Below are 15300 nucleotides of genomic sequence, written 5' to 3' on the forward strand. Positions count from 1 at the left end.
CTCCGAGAATTCGCAGAGGAACAGCGTACAATGTCACGTTTCGCTGTTCGCCCTGGTGGCGAGGTACAAGGCCACCGCCACGGCGAGATCTTCCCAGGCCATGCCGACACTCTTGAAGACCTGTGGACAACCCTCCTGCCGGCCCGCCTCCCCGCTGACCAGGTCCGCAAGGGTGCCGGCGACGTGGTCGGGGCCGATCGCGCCCTCGGCGAGCGGCACCAGCAGGTCCCCGGCCTCGCGCAGGGCGGCCGACCGGGCCTCGACGTACACGGCGGACCGGGCGACCAGCCCGGTGTCCAGTTCCCGGGCGTCCGGCTCGTGGGAGCCGACCGCCACGACCGTGGCGCCGGGCCGGGCCAGTCGGCCGTCGAAGAGCGGCTCCCGGGCCGTGGTGCAGCAGACCACCAGGTCCGCCCCGGCCACCGCGCCCGGCTCCCCGGTCCGCGCGTCCGGGACGCCCTGTTTCCTTGCGTACGCGGCCAGTTGCTCCGCCGCTTCCGGCCGGCGCCCCACCACCGTCAGGGCGGAGAGGGGGCGGACGGCGAGCACCGCGTCGAGGTGCCCGTACGCCTGGGGGCCGGTGCCGAAGAACACCGCCCGGAGCGGTCCGGGCGGGGCCAGCCGGCCGACCGCGAGGGCGGACACGGCGGGGGTGCGCAGCGCGGTGAGCGCGGCCCCGTCGAGCAGGGCGACGGGGGTGAGGGTGACGCCGTCGAGCAGGAGGTAGCTGCCGGTGATGCGGGGCAGGCCCCGGGCGGCGTTGCCGGGCGCCACCCCGGCGATCTTCACTCCGGCCCAGGAGCGGGTGGCGGCGGGCATGAGGAGCAGTTCGCCGCCGGGGACGGCGAGGGCGGTGCGGTGCGGCGCCGTCTCGGGGTCGAGTCCGTCGCGGAGCGCCCCCGCCAGGGCGTCGGCCGCCCCGGCGGGGCCGAGCAGCCGGGCCGTGTCGGCGGCGGTGATCAGCGTGGGTGCGGTCACAGCAGGAATCCGGTGTCGAGGCCGTCGTACGGGTCGAGGACGAAGGTGTGCTCGCCGGTGCGGTAGGCGGTGCCGGTGACCTCGGTGACGGTGCCGGCGTCCGGGGCCGCGCCCGGGGCCGGGGCGACGGTCCGGGCGGTGAAGACGGTGCCGGCGACGGATTCGTGCAGGAGGTCCTCGCCGGGGGCGAGGGTGCCGTCGTCGGCGAGGAGGGCCAGCCGGGCGCTGGTGCCGGAGCCGCAGGGCGAGCGGTCGATCTGGCCGTCGGCGAAGACGGTGACGTTGCGCTGGTGCGGGCCGAAGGGGGTGTCGGGCAGTTCCTCGTAGAGGATCACGCCGTAGACGCCGGAGAGCAGGGGGCTGTCCGGGTGCCAGGTGGCGGGGTGGGTGGCGAGGGCGGCGCGGATCTCGCGTCCGGCGGCGACGAGTTCGGGGAGGCGGGCGGGGGTGACGTCGAGTCCGAGGCGCCGGGCGGGCAGGGCGGCGTAGCAGGCGCCGGCGTGGGCGATGTCGACCTCGACGGGGCCGCGGGCGGTGACGACGGGGACCTTGCGGGCGGCGACCCGGGCGGGCACGTTGCGGAAGGTGACGCCGGTGGTGCGGCCGCCGGTGCGGTGCACGGTGGCGGTGACGCGGCCGGAGGGGACGTCGATGCGGACCTGGGCGGCGCCGTCGTCGGGGGCGGGGACGCGGCCGCTGTCGACGGCCCAGGCGCCGAGGGCGATGGTGCCGTGGCCGCAGGCGGTGGAGAAGCCGTCCTTGTGCCAGAACAGGACGCCGAGGTGGGCGCCGTCGTCGTCGGGCGGGACGAGGAAGCCGCCGTACATGCCGGCGTGGCCGCGGGGTTCCTGGACCAGGAGGCGGCGTACGTCGTCCAGGGGGCCGGGGCGGGGTGCGGTGCCGGAGCCGCCGGGGCCGACGGCGGTGGCGCAGCGCTCGGCGACGGTGTCGCCGGGGACCGGGGGGAGGCCGTCGGTGACGATGCGGAAGGGTTCGCCGGCGGTGTGGTAGTCCGTGGTGCGCACGGTGTGGAGGCGGGTCACAGGAGGAATCCGGCGGGGAAGGGGTCGGTGGGGTCGAGGAAGTACTGGGCGGTGCCGGTGATCCAGGCGCGTCCGGTGACGGTGGGGATCACGGCGGGCAGGCCGCCGACGGTGGTCTCCTCGACGAGCCGGCCGGTGAACTCGGTGCCGATGAAGGACTCGTTGACGAAGTCCTGGCCGAGGGGCAGCTGTCCGCGGGCGTGCAGTTGGGCCATGCGGGCGGAGGTGCCGGTGCCGCAGGGTGAGCGGTCGAACCAGCCGGGGTGGATGGCCATGGCGTGGCGGGAGCGGGTGGCGTCGGAGCCGGGGGCGGCGAGGTAGACGTGCTTGACGCCGTTGATCTCGGGGTTCTCGGGGTGGACGGGCCGGTCGGTGGCGTTGATCGCGTCCATGATGGCGAGTCCGGCGGCGATCAGGTCGTCCTTGCGGGCCCGGTCGAAGGGGAGGCCGAGGCTGTCGAGTTCGACGAAGGCGTAGAAGTTGCCGCCGTAGGCGAGGTCGTAGGTGACGGTGCCGTGGCCGGGGACGTCGACCTTGCGGTCGAGGCCGACGCTGAAGGCGGCGACGTTGGTGAGGGTGACGGCCTTGGCGCGGCCGTCCTCGACCTGGACGTCGACGGAGACGAGGCCGGCGGGGGTGTCGAGGCGGACGGTGGTGACGGGTTCGGTGACGGGCACCATGCCGGTCTCGACGAGGACGGTGGCGACGCCGATGGTGCCGTGGCCGCACATCGGGAGGAGGCCGGAGACCTCGATGTAGAGGACGCCGTAGTCGGCGTCGGGGCGGGTGGGCGGCTGGAGGATGGCGCCGCTCATGGCCGCGTGGCCGCGGGGCTCGTACATGAGGAGCGTGCGCACGTGGTCGAGGTGTTCGATGAAGTGGAGGCGGCGTTCGGCCATGGTGGTGCCGGGGATGATGCCGAATCCGCCGGTGATGACGCGGGTGGGCATGCCCTCGGTGTGGCTGTCGACCGCGTGGTAGACGTGTGTGGTCCGCATGTCAGTGGTGGCCCTCCGCGATGGCCTTCTCGGTGGCGGCGCGGACGGCGGCCTCGGTGTCGCCGGTGAGCGGGAAGCGCGGCGGGCGGGTGGGGCCGCCGGGCCGGCCGGCGATGTCCATGGACAGCTTGATGGCCTGGACGAACTCGGTCTTGGAGTCCCAGCGCAGCAGCGGGTGGAGGGACTTGTAGAGGGGGAGGGCGGTGTCGAGGTCGCCGGCGACGGCGGCGTGGTAAAGGTCGGCGCTGGTGCGCGGGAGGGCGTTGGGGTAGCCGGCGATCCAGCCGACGGCGCCGGCGAGGGCGAGTTCGAGGAGGACGTCGTCGGCGCCGATGAGGAGGTCGAGGCCGGGGGCGAGTTCGGCGATCTCGTAGGCGCGGCGGACGTCGCCGCTGAACTCCTTGACGGCGACGATGCTGCCGTCGGTGTGGAGGCGGGCGAGGAGCTGGGGGGTGAGGTCGACCTTGGTGTCGTAGGGGTTGTTGTAGGCGACGACGGGGAGGCCGGCCTTGGCGACTTCGGCGTAGTGGGCGCGTACGGTCTGCTCGTCGGCGCGGAAGGCGTTGGGCGGGAGGAGCAGGACGGAGCCGGCGCCGGCTTCGGCGGCCTGGTCGGTCCAGCGGCGGGCTTCGGCGCTGCCGTAGGCGGCGACGCCGGGCATGACGCGGTCGCCGTCTCCGGCGGCTTCGACGGCGGTGCGGACGACGCGGGCGCGCTCGTCGTCGGTGAGGGTCTGGTACTCGCCGAGCGAGCCGTTGGGGACGACGCCGTCGCAGCCGTTGGCGATGAGCCAGGCGACGTGTTCGGCGTAGGCGTCGTAGTCGACGGAGAGGTCGTCGCGCAGGGGCAGGGTGGTGGCGACCATGATTCCGTGCCAGGGGCGGGTGCGGGGGGTGGTGGACGCGTGGGTCATGGCAGGACTCCCTAGTGTGATGTGTGACATTTTACTGTGGGGTGTGAGGGGCCACAAGGGCCCCGGGGTGTGGGTCAGTGGGATCCGTGGGGCGCGCCGGGGGCGGTTCCGGCCTCCGCGGCGTCGTCCGCCGGGAGGGCCGCGAGGTGGCGCAGCGGGACCGGGCAGGACAGCGGCCGCCGGTCGGGGGCCTGGTCCTCGCCGGCCAGGGCGGCGACGGCCGGGCCGCACATGCGGCCCTGGCACCAGCCCATGCCGGCGCGGGTGAGGAGTTTGACGGTGCGGGCGTCCCGGGCGCCGAGTTCGCCGACGGCCTCGCGGATCCGGCCGGCCGGCACCTCCTCGCAGCGGCAGACGTGGGTGTCATCGCCGAGCCAGCCGGTCCAGCCGGTGCCGGGCCGGTGGGCGGCGGCCATCGCGCCGGCGAAGGCGCGCAGCCGGGCGCGGCGGCGGACCAGGGCCGCGGGGGCGGGGGCGGGGCGGGCGCCGGGGGCGCTGCCGGTGGCCGTGGTGCCGGGGCCGAGGAGTTCGCGGGCGATGGCGTGGGCGGCCAGTTCGCCTTCGGTGAGGGCGAGTTCGGCGCCGCCGATGCCGCCGGTCTCGCCCGCGGACCAGAGGCCGGGCACGGAGGTGCGCTGCCGGTCGTCGAGGGTGAGGGCGGGGGTGCCGTCGGCGGTGTGGTGGGTGGCGCAGCCGAGGGCGGTGGCGAGTTCGAGCTGCGGGACCAGGCCGTGGCCGACGGCGAGAGCGTCGCAGGGGATGCGGCGTCCGGTGCCGGGTACGGGGCGCCAGTCGCGGTCCAGGCGGGTGACGGTGACGGCTTCGACGCGGTCGGTGCCGTGGGCCTCGGTGACGGCGTGCCGGGTGAGCAGCCGGACGTGGTGGCGCAGCAGGGCGCTGCCGTACTGGGCGCCTTCGGCGAGTTTGGCGGGGTTGCGCAGCAGGGCGGGGAGTCGGCCGGCGTATCCGGTGTAGGCGGCGGCTTCGACGACGGCGGGCACCCGGGCGCCGGCCGCGGCGAGGGAGCCGGCGACGGCGAGGAGGAGGGGGCCGCTGCCGGCGACGACGACGCGGCGGCCGGGCAGGACGAGGCCGGCCTTGAGCATGGCCTGGGCGCCGCCGGCGCCGACGACGCCGGGCAGGGTCCAGCCGGGGAAGGGGAGTTGGCGTTCGTAGGCGCCGGTGGCGAGCAGCACGGCGCGGGCGTGGACGGTGGCGGGGCGCTCGGTGCCGTCCGCTCCCCCGGCGTCGGCCGGGGTGGTGTCGTACGGGGTGGCGACGGCGTGCAGGGTCCAGTGCGGTGCGGCTCCGGTGACGCTCCACACGTGGTGGCCGGGCAGGTACGTGATGCGGCCGGCGGTCTGGTGGGCGCGCAGGGCGGTCTCGCGGGCGGCGAAGGCGGGCCAGCCGTGGTGCAGGGCCTCGGGGCGGGCGGCGCCGAGGCCGGGTGCGGGGTGGCGGTAGAACTGGCCGCCGGGGCGGGCGGCGGCGTCGAGGAGGGTGACGCGGAGGCCGAGGCCGGCGGCGGTGACGGCGGCGGCGAGTCCGGCGGGGCCGGCGCCGACGACGGCGAGGTCGGCGGGCCGGGTGCCGGCGGCGGGGTCGGCCGGCCGGGTGTCGACGGCGGGGTCGGGGTCAGACGCCGAGGTCGGCATGGCCGGTCCCTTCCTGGGTGGTGATGGTGTCGCCGGGGCGGGCCGGGACGAGGCAGGCGCGCTGGTTGGGGCGGCCGTTGACGGTGACGAGGCAGTCGTGGCAGGCCCCGATGCCGCAGAAGGCGCCGCGGGGGGCCGCGCCGTCGCGGGTGGTGCGCCAGGCGAGGATGCCGGCCGCCCAGAGGACGGCGGCGATGGTCTGGCCTTCCTCGGCGGGCAGGGGGCGGCCGTCGAAGTCGACCGTGTGGGTGGAGCGGGGGGTGCCGCCGACGAGGCCGCGGGGGGTGCGGGGGCGGGGGGTCATCGGCCGGCTCCGTTTCCGGGGGTGTCGCCGAAGCGTTCGGGGCGGAACGGGGCGGGGTCGAGCGTGGGTGCCGTGCCGGTGAGTGCCTCGGCGATGAGGAGGCCGGTGGCGGGGGCGAGTCCGATGCCGGCGCCTTCGTGGCCGCAGGCGTGGAGGAGGCCGGGGGCGCGGGGGTCGGGGCCGATGGCCGGGAGGTGGTCGGGGAGGTAGGGGCGGAAGCCGTGGTAGGTGCGCATGACGTGGACGTCGGCGAGGACGGGGAAGAGGGCGGCGGCCTGGGAGGCGAGGCGGCGGAGGGCTTCGGTGGAGAGGCTGCGGTCGAAGCCGACGCGTTCGCGGGTGGCGCCGATGAGGACGGGGCCCGCGGGGGTGCCCTCGACGACCGCGGAGGACTGGAGTGCGGCGGAGCCGCTGGCGACGTCGGCGATGTAGTCGGCGGCGTAGACCTTGTGGCGGACGACGCGGGGCAGGGGTTCGGTGACGAGGACGAAGCCGCGGCGGGGCAGGACGGGCAGGTGGACGCCGGCGAGGGAGGCGATGCGGCCGCCCCAGGTGCCGGCGGCGTTCACGACGTGGGCGGCGGTGAGGTCGCCGGCGGGGGTGCGGACGCCGCGTACGGTGCCGTCGGGGCCGGTGAGGAGTGCGGTGACCTCGGTGCCGAGGTGGGTGCGGGCGCCGTGGCGGCGGGCTGCGCGCAGGAACTGGGCGGCGGCCTGGGCGGGCTGGACCTGGGCGTCCTGGGGGTAGTGGAGGCCGCCGGCGAGGCCGGGGGCGAGGTGGGGTTCCAGGTCGGGGAGGTGGTCCGGGCCGATCTCCTGTGCTTCGACGCCGGCGGCGCGCTGGCCTTCGGCGAAGATCCGGAGGGCCTTGAGGGTGGCCTCGTCGGGCGCGACGACGAGGCCGCCCTTGGGCTCGTACTCGGTCTCCGGTGGGAGGACGTCGGTGAGTTCGCGCCAGAGCCGGGTGGACAGCAGCGCGAGGTCGAGCTCGGGTCCCGCCTCTTTGTCGGAGACGAGGAGGTTTCCTTCCCCGGCGCCGGTGGTGCCTCCCGCGACGGGGCCGCGGTCGACCACGGCGACGGAGAGGCCGGAGCGGGCGGCGTAGTACGCGCAGGCCGCTCCGACGACGCCGGCACCGATGACGACGGCGTCCAGGGGGTGTCTGTTGGGCACGGCAGTAATATGTCACATAACTCAGTAGGGGCCAAGGGTCTGCGGGGTCCGGCGCGGTCCGGCCCCGCCCCCCGTGGAACGGGGCCGGACCGCGCCGGGGGCGTCAGCTGCGCAGCGGGCCGTCGCAGGAGTAGCTGGAGGTGCCGGCCACGTTGTTGGACCAGATCTCCACGGGGCCGAAGTGGCAGTTCATGTCGGCGAGGTTGTTGGAGGCGGCGCCGGCGCGGTCGAGGATGAAGTAGTCGACGGTCTCGGACATGTCCTTGAAGACCTGGTCGGGGTTGCGGAAGTTCTTGAGGTTGGCCGTGATGCGGCCGGTACAGACGAAGCGCCGCTTGCCGGGGTCGCCGTTCTCGACGCAGTCGGGGTTGTTGTAGGTGGCGGTGGCGAAGGCGGAGCGGACGGCCGCGAGGGAGGCGTCGCGCAGCTGCTCGTTGGGGGTGTAGGTGGTGTTGGGGACGAACAGCTGGTCGACCTTGGCGATCTGGGCGTCCAGGAAGCGGTTGTAGTCGCGCTGGAGGTAGCTGTCGCCGCCGAGGCGGTTGCGCCAGGCGTCGAAGGCCGCCGGGTCGTTGGCGCGCAGGTGGCGGTACATCTCCTGGAGCAGGGCGGGCCGCTCGGTCCAGAGGAACTCGAAGAAGGTGCCGGCGTAGCTGTAGAAGCGGAAGCCGTCGCCCTCGTAGGTGGCGTTGAGGAGCTGCTCGACGGTCATGCGGGGGCCGCCGCCGGCGGTGTCGTTGATGATCGAGCGGACCAGGGACTTGCGGACGGCGATGCCGTCGTCGCGGGTGGCGCCGTCGAAGAACTCGGCGGTGCCCTCGTCCATGGCGGTGGTGCGGTCGCCCTGGTACCAGTCGCCCTCGCCGAAGAAGCCGGGGACGGCGAACCGGCCGTTGAGGTAGTGGACGTACTCGTGGCGGAAGAGCTCTTCGAGGGTGAGGGTGGAGTCCTGGGGGACGCGGCGCTGGTAGGTGTAGAAGGTGGCGCCGCGCTCGATGTAGATGCCGCCGTTCTCGGTGCCCATGCCGGTGAGGATGGGGTGGTAGTTCACGTAGTCGGCGCGTGAGGCGTACAGGACGATGTTGAGGGTGGCGTTGGGGTCGCCGGCCAGGGGCTGGTCGGTGCCGATGACGCGGTGGAACTGGGCCTTGACGCGCTTGCTGGCGTAGTAGAGCTGGTCGACGGTGGCGCGGTCGAGGCCGGTGCGGACCTTGATGGCGCCGTTGTCGTAGGTGTAGGTGTTCGGGAAGAGCTGGGCCTCGATGTCCTCCTTGCACACGCCGTACGGCTTGCAGGCGTTGTAGAAGTTGAGCCAGGAGACGGCCTTGGCCCACTGCTCGCTGCCGGCGCCGAAGGTGGCCTTGGCGGTGGTGAGGACCTGGCCGAGGTCGGCGACGACGGAGTCCTTGAGGGCGTCGATCTGGCCGAAGCGGCCGAACTCGCCGATGGCGTCGCGGGCGACCCAGGAGTTGCCGGTGCCCTTGAGGTGGGAGTAGCCGGCGAAGGCCTTGAAGAGGGCGCGGTAGGCGGGGTCGGCGGCGGCCGCGGCGTGGAAGGCGGCGTCCTGGTTGCCCGGGTAGACGCCGAGGTAGTTCACGGAGAGCGCGGCGAGGGCGGCGCCGGCCCAGGCGGGGTCCAGGTGGGTGGCCGGGTGGGCGGGGTCCATGGTGGCCAGGACCTTCTTGATGAGGCCGAGCTGGTGGTGGCGCAGGCCGGGGGCGCTGCCGGCGTAGAGGGCCTCGCGGAGGGTGTTGGCGTTGGACTTCGTGACGTCGAAGGTGCGGGCGGCGTTGCCGAAGTCGGCTATCGCGCGGCGCATGGCGTCGACGGTGGGGGCGTCGGTGACGTCGATCTCGGGGCGGCCGTAGTCCTGGTAGGCGACGGCGTGGAGGTAGGTGAACTGCTGCTCCAGGTTGCTGCCGTTCCTGCCGTCGTGGGCGGCGGCGAGGGTGGATATGCGGCGGGAGACGGCCTGGACGTGGGCGTCGGACATGACGGGGGTCAGCCGGGCGTCCCAGGTCCAGAACAGGCTGTTGACGCAGTCCATGGTGACGGCGGGGTCGGCCAGGAAGTCGGCGAAACGTTCCGGCGAGAGGCCGGTGATGCCGTCGAGGGTGCAGGGGACGCCGGCGGCCGTGGTGGCGGCGGCACCCTGGGCGGTACGGGCGGCGGCCGCGGCCTGCTGCTTCTTGGCGGGGGCCTTGACCGGGCCGGCGACGCGGCCCTTGGCGAGGCCGCCGGGCGCGGGGGCGGCGGACCGGGTGAGCGCGGGGGCCTTGGCGAGGTGCTGGACCTCGTCGAAGGGGTTGCGCGTCTCCGCGGCCGGGCCGGGGCGGGCGCCGGTGAAGGCCGCGGGGGCGGCGGGGGCGGCGTTCGCCGGGGCGGTCTCGGCGGCCTGGACCACGGCCTGCCCGGCGGAGGCGAGCAGGGTGGCCGCGATGGCTGCGGCGAGGAACGGCTTGCGCACGGTGCTCAGCTTGGACACCAAGGACTCCTGGGTGGGGAGGAAAAGGTGGGGGGTGTGCGTGAAATGCCTTGAAATGCACGGCAGTTGAGAGGCCGTCGGGCCAGTGCCATGTGAGCTGTAACATAGTAATGTGAAATTGCACTGACAAGAGGTGTGCACCTTCCGTTTTCCGGAACTACACATTCCGACCGCCGTCACCCCTGGGAGCCCCCGTGACCGATCGCCCCTCCCGCCTGAACACCGGCAGCCACGACCTGCCGGTTTCACCCGAGTTGAGCCGTTTCATGGCCGGCGGCTGGGCCGCCTCTCCCCTGCCCGCCGACGCCCGCGTCCCCGCACACGCCGTCACTCCGGCCCGCCGCGCCCGGCTTTCGGCCCGCTTCCCCGGCGAGCGCCTGATCGTCCCGGCCGGCGAGCTGAAGGTCCGCTCCAACGACTGCGACCACCGCTTCCGCCCGCACAGCGCGTACGCCTGGCTGACCGGCCTCACCGGCGAGGACCAGGTCGGCCACGTCCTGGTGCTGGAGCCCTCGGGCCCGCACGGCCACGAGGCCGTCCTCTACCTGCGCCCCCGCTCACCCCGGGCCGGCGGCAACGAGGAGTTCTTCCGCGACCGCCGCTACGGCGAGTTCTGGGTGGGCCGCCGCCCCGACCTCGCCGAGGCCGAGCGCCTGACCGGCCTGCGCTGCGCCCACCTCGACACCCTCGGCTCCCCCGCCGGCCGCAACGCCGCCACCGACTCCGAACTGGCCGGCGTCCTCTCCGAACTGCGCCTGGTCAAGGACGCCTGGGAGGTGGCCCAGCTCCAGCTGGCCGTCGACCACACCGCGGCCGGCTTCGAGGACGTGGTCCGCGCCCTCCCCGCGGCCCTCGCCCACCCCCGCGGCGAACGCTGGATCGAGGGCGTCTTCGGCCTGCGCGCCCGCGCCGAGGGCAACGGCACCGGCTACGACACCATCGCCGCCTCCGGCGCCCACGCCTGCGTCCTGCACTGGATCCGCAACGACGGCCGGCTGAACCCGGACGACCTCCTGCTCCTGGACGCCGGCGTGGAGACCGACACCCTGTACACGGCCGACATCACCCGCACCCTCCCGCTCTCCGGCCGGTTCACCCCGCTGCAGCGCCAGGTGTACGAGCTGGTGCTCGCCGCCCAGGACGCCGGCATCGCCGCGCTCCGCCCCGGCGCGAGCTTCCGCGACTTCCACCGCGCCGGGATGCGGGTCATCGCCGAGGGCCTGGCGGAGTGGGGCGTGCTGAAGGACGCGGAGGGCGACCTGCACCGCCGCTACACCCTCTGCAGCAGCGGGCACATGCTGGGCCTGGACGTCCACGACTGCGCGCAGGCCCGCGCGGACACGTACCTCGACGGCGTCCTGGAGGAGGGCCAGGTCCTCACGGTCGAGCCGGGCCTCTACCTCCAGCCCGACGACGAGACGCTCCCGGCGGAACTGCGCGGCATCGGCGTACGCATCGAGGACGACCTGGTCATCACCTCGGACGGCGCCCGCCTGATGTCCGGCGCCCTCCCGCGCACCGTCTCCGGCATCGAAGAATGGATGGGCACCCTCCTGGACGCCACGCGCTAGCCGTCGTACACGCACCGCACGAAGCCCCGGCAGGGCCGCCCGGCACCTGCCGGGGCTCCAGGTCCGTGCCCCTTCACAAGCCGCCGCAGATCGCTACGCGCTCCGGCAGTCGGGCGGCCTGCGGTCCGTGGGTCAGTCGAGGACGGCCAGGCCGTCCAGTTCCACCTGGGCCGTGGTGTCCCAGAGGCGGACGGCGCCGATGACTGCCATGGCCGGGTAGTCGCGGCCTGCCAGGGTCCGCCAGATGCGGCCCAGTTCGGGGGCGTGTTCGCGGTATGCGGCGACGTCGGTGGTGTACACCGTCACGCGGGCCAGGTGGGCCGGGGTGCCGCCCGCTGCCCGGAGGGCGGTGAGGAGGTTGCCCAGGGCGGTGGCGAACTGTTCCGGGAGGGTGTCGCCGACCACCTTGCCGTCCTGGTCGAGCGCCGTCTGGCCGGCCAGGAGGACCAGGCGGGTGCCGGTGGCGACGACGGCGTGGGAGAAGCCGGTGGGCGGGGAGAGTTCGGCGGGGTTGATGCGCTCCAGGCTCATCGGTAGAGCTCCTTGGCGATGATGGTCCGCTGCACTTCGCTGGCGCCTTCGTAGACCCGGGGCGCGCGGACCTCCCGGTAGAGGTGTTCGAGGAGGTGTCCGCGCTGGAGGGCGCGGGCGCCGTGGAGTTGGACGGCGTGGTCGACGACGTACTGGGCGGTTTCGGTGGCGAGGAGTTTGGCCATGGCGGCGCGGGTGCGTACGTCGGGGGCGGCGGTGTCGTGGGCGGTGGCGGCGGCGTAGACGAGGAGGCGGGCGGCCTCGGTGCGGGTGGCCATGTCGGCGAGGCGGTGGGCGACGGACTGGAGGTCGCCGAGGACGCCGCCGAAGGCGGGGCGTTGCCTGGTGTGGGTGAGGGTGGCGTCGAGTGCGGCCTGGGCCATGCCGAGGGCGAAGGCGCCGACGCTGGGGCGGAAGAGGTTGAGGGTGTCCATGGCGACGCGGAAGCCCTGGCCGGGGGTGCCGAGGAGGTCGTCGGTGGTGACGGGTACGGCGTCGAAGGTGAGGGTGCCGATGGGGTGGGGGGAGAGCATGTCGAGGGGGTGGCCGGTGAGTCCCGGGCGGTCGGCGGGGACGAGGAAGGCGGTGACGCCGCGGGCGCCGGGGGCTTCGCCCGTTCGGGCGAAGACGGTGTAGAAGTCGGCTTCGGGGGCGTTGGAGATCCAGGTCTTGGTGCCGGTGAGGCGCCAGTGGGCGGGGCCGTCGGGGGTGGCGTCGAGGGTGAGGGCGGCGGCGTCGGAGCCGGCGGCGGGCTCGCTGAGGGCGAAGGCGGCGACGGCGCGTCCGGTGCGGACGGCGGGCAGCCAGCGGTCACGCTGTGCGGGTGTGCCACTGGTCAGGACGGGGTGGGTGCCGAGGCCCTGGAGTGCGAGGGCGGTTTCGGCTTCGGTGCAGGCGTAGGCGAGGGATTCGCGGAGGAGGCAGAGGTCGAGGGCGCCCGAGGTGAAGAGGCGGTCGAGGAGGCCGTGTTCGCCGAGTGCGGCGAGGAGGGGGCGGTTGACGCGGCCGGGTTCGCCTTTGTCGGCGAGGGGGCGCAGGTGGGTGGCGGCGAGGTCGCGCAGGTGTGCGCACCAGGCTCGTTGTTCCGGATCGAGCGTGAAACTCGGCATGCGCCGCCTCATTTCTATCGCGTCCAGTTGACTGTCGTCACCGTCACGATACGCTCGTTGGGCGTTCGTACGGCACCGGCACCACCCCTTTTCCGGCCCGTCGCAAGGGGGCGAACCCGCCTTGGAACTCACGCCGTCCGCTCATGTCGACACGTTCTCGCGTGATCATCTGCCGCCTCCCGACCAGTGGCCCGATCTGGTGTTCGACCTGCCGGAGCTGGCGTATCCGGACCGGCTGAACTGTGCGGCGGAGCTGCTGGACGGGACGGTGGAGCGGCTGGGGGGTGAGCGTCCGGCGTTCCGTACGGCGGACGGGGGTGTGTGGTCGTACGGGCTGCTGCGGGAGCGGGTGGACCGGATCGCGCACGTGCTGACGGCGGACCTGGGGGTGGTGCCGGGGAACCGGGTGCTGCTGCGGGGGCCGACGGGGCCGTGGCTGGCGGCGTGCTGGCTGGCGGTGGTGAAGGCGGGGGCGGTGGCGGTCACGGTGCTGGCGCAGCAGCGGGCCCAGGAGCTGGCCACGGTGTGTGACATGGCACGGGTGACGCATGCGCTGTGTCACGTGGGGGCGCTGGACGACCTGGTGAAGGCGGAGGTGCCGGGGCTGCGGATCACCGCGTACGGCGGGGAGGGCCCGGACGATCTGCTGCGGCTGGCGGAGGGGCGGCCGGGCCGGTTCGGGGCGGTGGACACGGCGGCGGACGACGTGGCGCTGATCGCGTTCACGTCGGGGACGACGGGGCGGCCGAAGGGGTGCATGCACTTCCACCGGGACGTGCTGGCGGTGGCGGACACGTTCTCGCGGGAGGTGTTGCGGCCGGGTCCCGACGACGTGTTCGCGGGGAGTCCGCCGCTGGGGTTCACGTTCGGTCTCGGCGGGCTGGTGGTGTTCCCGCTGCGGGTGGGGGCTTCGGCGCTGCTGCTGGAGCAGGCCGGTCCGCGGCAGTTGCTGCCGGCGCTGGCGGAGCACCGGGTGTCGGTGCTGTTCACGGCGCCGACGGCGTACCGGGCGATGCTGGAGGAGCTGGGGGCGTACGACCTGGGGGCGCTGCGGCGGTGCGTGTCGGCGGGCGAGAACCTGCCGGCGGCGACGTGGGAGGCCTGGCACGCGGCGACCGGTCTGCGGATCATCAACGGGATCGGTGCGACGGAGCTGCTGCACATCTTCATCTCGGCGGCGGACGGGGAGGTGCGGCCGGGGACGACGGGGCGGCCGGTGCCGGGCTGGCAGGCGCGGGTGGTGGACGGGGCGGGGCGGCCGGTCGCGGACGGTGAGCCGGGGCTGCTGGCGGTGCGGGGGCCGGTGGGCTGCCGGTACCTGTCGGACGAGCGGCAGCGGGAGTACGTGCGGGACGGGTGGAACGTCACGGGTGACACGTACGTGCGGGAGGCGGACGGGTACTTCCGGTACGTGGCCCGCGCCGACGACATGATCATCTCGGCGGGGTACAACATCGCGGGCCCGGAGGTGGAGGAGGCGCTGCTGCGCCATCCGGAGGTGATCGAGGCCGCGGTGGTGGGCCGTCCGGACGAGCGCCGGGGGCAGGTCGTGGTGGCGTACACGGTGCTGCGTGACGGGTCACATGTCACCGAGGAGGAGCTGAAGGTCTTCATGAAGGCGGAGCTGGCGCCGCACAAGTGCCCGCGGGAGTTCGTCTTCGCGGCCGCGCTGCCGCGCACGGCGACCGGGAAACTGCAGCGGTTCCGGCTGCGCGATCTAGAGTGATGTGGTGGCCGAGCTGCACACCCCCCGATCCCTGATCGTCACCTTCTACGGCGCCTACGGGCGGACGGCGGAGGGTGCCGTTCCCGTGTCCTCGCTGATCCGGCTGCTGGGCGCGGCCGGGGTCGACGCGCCGTCCGTCCGGTCCTCGGTGTCGCGGCTGAAGCGGCGCGGGTTCCTGCTGCCGGGGCGCGCCCCGGACGGTTCGGCGGGGTACCTGCTGTCGGACGAGGCGCGGCAGCTGCTGGAGGACGGTGACCGGCGGATCTACGGCAGCCGGCCGGTGGACGGTGACACGGGCTGGGTGCTGGCGGTGTTCTCGGTGCCGGAGCAGGAGCGGCACAAGCGGCACCTGCTGCGCTCGCGGCTGGCGCGGCTGGGTTTCGGTACGGCGGCGCCGGGGGTGTGGATCGCGCCGGCCCGGCTGTACGACGAGACGCGCCACACGCTGGACCGGCTGCAGCTGCGGCCGTACGTGGAGCTGTTCCGGGGGGAGCACCTGGGCTTCGCGCCGACGGTGGAGGCGGTGGGCCGGTGGTGGGACCTGACGGCCATCGCCAAGCAGCACGAGGAATTCCTCGACCTGCACGAGCCGGTGCTGCGGGGCTGGCAGACGGGCCCGGAGCCGGAGCCTGAGCCGGCGTACCGCGACTACCTGCTGGCTCTGGACTCGTGGCGGCGGCTGCCGTACGCGGATCCGGGCCTGCCGTCGTCGCTGTTGCCGGCGGACTGGCCGGGCGACCGGTCGGCGGCGGTGTTCGCGGAGCTGCACGCCCGGCTGCGGGACCGGGGCGCGGCGTACGTACGGCTGTGAGCCT

Annotated in this window: 13 protein-coding genes; 3 read left to right on the forward strand and 10 right to left on the reverse strand. The window is 74.3% G+C overall.

What is annotated here, in order from left to right; translation table 11 throughout:
- Positions 1-33: 33 nt before the first annotated feature.
- From ACIQUR_RS18180 to ACIQUR_RS18215, 8 genes are all read right to left on the reverse strand, one after another.
- Complete coding sequence (locus ACIQUR_RS18180; RefSeq protein ID WP_403665154.1) at positions 34-978, reverse strand: ornithine cyclodeaminase family protein; 945 nt, start codon at positions 976-978, stop codon at positions 34-36.
- The gene (locus ACIQUR_RS18185) at positions 975-2030 is read right to left on the reverse strand and encodes a proline racemase family protein (RefSeq protein WP_403665554.1); all 1056 of its coding nucleotides are present in this window, start codon (positions 2028-2030) and stop codon (positions 975-977) included. The genes ACIQUR_RS18180 and ACIQUR_RS18185 overlap by 4 nt, the downstream gene beginning before the upstream one ends.
- Positions 2018-3019 carry a proline racemase family protein gene (locus ACIQUR_RS18190; RefSeq protein ID WP_403665156.1) on the reverse strand — a complete coding sequence of 334 codons (1002 nt, stop codon included), beginning with the start codon at positions 3017-3019 and terminating at the stop codon, positions 2018-2020. The genes ACIQUR_RS18185 and ACIQUR_RS18190 overlap by 13 nt, the downstream gene beginning before the upstream one ends.
- Position 3020: 1 nt before the next feature.
- Entirely contained in the window at positions 3021-3932 is a 912-nt protein-coding gene (locus ACIQUR_RS18195; RefSeq protein WP_399952255.1) for a dihydrodipicolinate synthase family protein, read from the reverse strand.
- Positions 3933-4006: 74 nt separating this feature from the next.
- Entirely contained in the window at positions 4007-5587 is a 1581-nt protein-coding gene (locus ACIQUR_RS18200) for an NAD(P)/FAD-dependent oxidoreductase (protein ID WP_403665159.1), read from the reverse strand.
- A complete protein-coding gene (locus tag ACIQUR_RS18205) occupies positions 5568-5891 on the reverse strand; it encodes a (2Fe-2S)-binding protein (RefSeq protein WP_403665161.1) in 324 nt (107 codons plus the stop codon). The genes ACIQUR_RS18200 and ACIQUR_RS18205 overlap by 20 nt, the downstream gene beginning before the upstream one ends.
- Positions 5888-7063 carry an NAD(P)/FAD-dependent oxidoreductase gene (locus ACIQUR_RS18210; protein WP_403665163.1) on the reverse strand — a complete coding sequence of 392 codons (1176 nt, stop codon included), beginning with the start codon at positions 7061-7063 and terminating at the stop codon, positions 5888-5890. Before ACIQUR_RS18210 ends, ACIQUR_RS18205 begins: the two co-directional genes overlap by 4 nt.
- A gap of 103 nt (positions 7064-7166) precedes the next feature.
- Positions 7167-9548, reverse strand: a complete 2382-nt coding sequence (locus ACIQUR_RS18215) for a collagenase (RefSeq protein ID WP_403665165.1) — start codon at positions 9546-9548, stop codon at positions 7167-7169.
- A 194-nt stretch (positions 9549-9742) separates the two neighbouring features.
- Here ACIQUR_RS18215 and ACIQUR_RS18220 point away from each other — a divergent pair, with 194 nt between their 5' ends.
- The gene (locus tag ACIQUR_RS18220; RefSeq protein ID WP_403665167.1) at positions 9743-11119 is read left to right on the forward strand and encodes an aminopeptidase P family protein; all 1377 of its coding nucleotides are present in this window, start codon (positions 9743-9745) and stop codon (positions 11117-11119) included.
- A gap of 132 nt (positions 11120-11251) precedes the next feature.
- On the opposite strand, the gene ACIQUR_RS18225 is transcribed toward ACIQUR_RS18220, so the two are convergent.
- On the reverse strand, positions 11252-11650 hold the full coding sequence (locus ACIQUR_RS18225) for a RidA family protein (RefSeq protein WP_403665169.1): 399 nt from the start codon (positions 11648-11650) through the stop codon (positions 11252-11254).
- Entirely contained in the window at positions 11647-12759 is a 1113-nt protein-coding gene (locus ACIQUR_RS18230) for an acyl-CoA dehydrogenase family protein (protein WP_403665171.1), read from the reverse strand. The genes ACIQUR_RS18225 and ACIQUR_RS18230 overlap by 4 nt, the downstream gene beginning before the upstream one ends.
- A gap of 121 nt (positions 12760-12880) precedes the next feature.
- Here ACIQUR_RS18230 and ACIQUR_RS18235 point away from each other — a divergent pair, with 121 nt between their 5' ends.
- Together ACIQUR_RS18235 and ACIQUR_RS18240 are read left to right on the forward strand one after the other, a co-directional pair.
- The gene (locus tag ACIQUR_RS18235; RefSeq protein WP_403665173.1) at positions 12881-14485 is read left to right on the forward strand and encodes an AMP-binding protein; all 1605 of its coding nucleotides are present in this window, start codon (positions 12881-12883) and stop codon (positions 14483-14485) included.
- A gap of 4 nt (positions 14486-14489) precedes the next feature.
- Positions 14490-15296 (forward strand): PaaX family transcriptional regulator C-terminal domain-containing protein, encoded by an 807-nt coding sequence (locus ACIQUR_RS18240; protein WP_403665175.1) that lies wholly within the window; start codon positions 14490-14492, stop codon positions 15294-15296.
- The last annotated feature ends 4 nt before the right edge of the window (positions 15297-15300 follow it).

Origin of the sequence: Streptomyces sp. NPDC101132 (genome assembly GCF_044759225.1) — a bacterium.
In the GTDB taxonomy this organism is placed as follows: Bacteria; Actinomycetota; Actinomycetes; order Streptomycetales; family Streptomycetaceae; genus Streptomyces.

What these genes read in the sequence shown, in the direction of transcription:
- ACIQUR_RS18190 (WP_403665156.1), bottom strand. Translation starts at nt 3,019, where the DNA reads ATGCGGACCACACACGTCTACCACGCGGTCGACAGCCACACCGAGGGC.
- ACIQUR_RS18195 (WP_399952255.1), bottom strand. Translation starts at nt 3,932, where the DNA reads ATGACCCACGCGTCCACCACCCCCCGCACCCGCCCCTGGCACGGAATC.
- ACIQUR_RS18200 (WP_403665159.1), bottom strand. Translation starts at nt 5,587, where the DNA reads ATGCCGACCTCGGCGTCTGACCCCGACCCCGCCGTCGACACCCGGCCG.
- ACIQUR_RS18205 (WP_403665161.1), bottom strand. Translation starts at nt 5,891, where the DNA reads ATGACCCCCCGCCCCCGCACCCCCCGCGGCCTCGTCGGCGGCACCCCC.
- ACIQUR_RS18225 (WP_403665169.1), bottom strand. Translation starts at nt 11,650, where the DNA reads ATGAGCCTGGAGCGCATCAACCCCGCCGAACTCTCCCCGCCCACCGGC.
- ACIQUR_RS18230 (WP_403665171.1), bottom strand. Translation starts at nt 12,759, where the DNA reads ATGCCGAGTTTCACGCTCGATCCGGAACAACGAGCCTGGTGCGCACAC.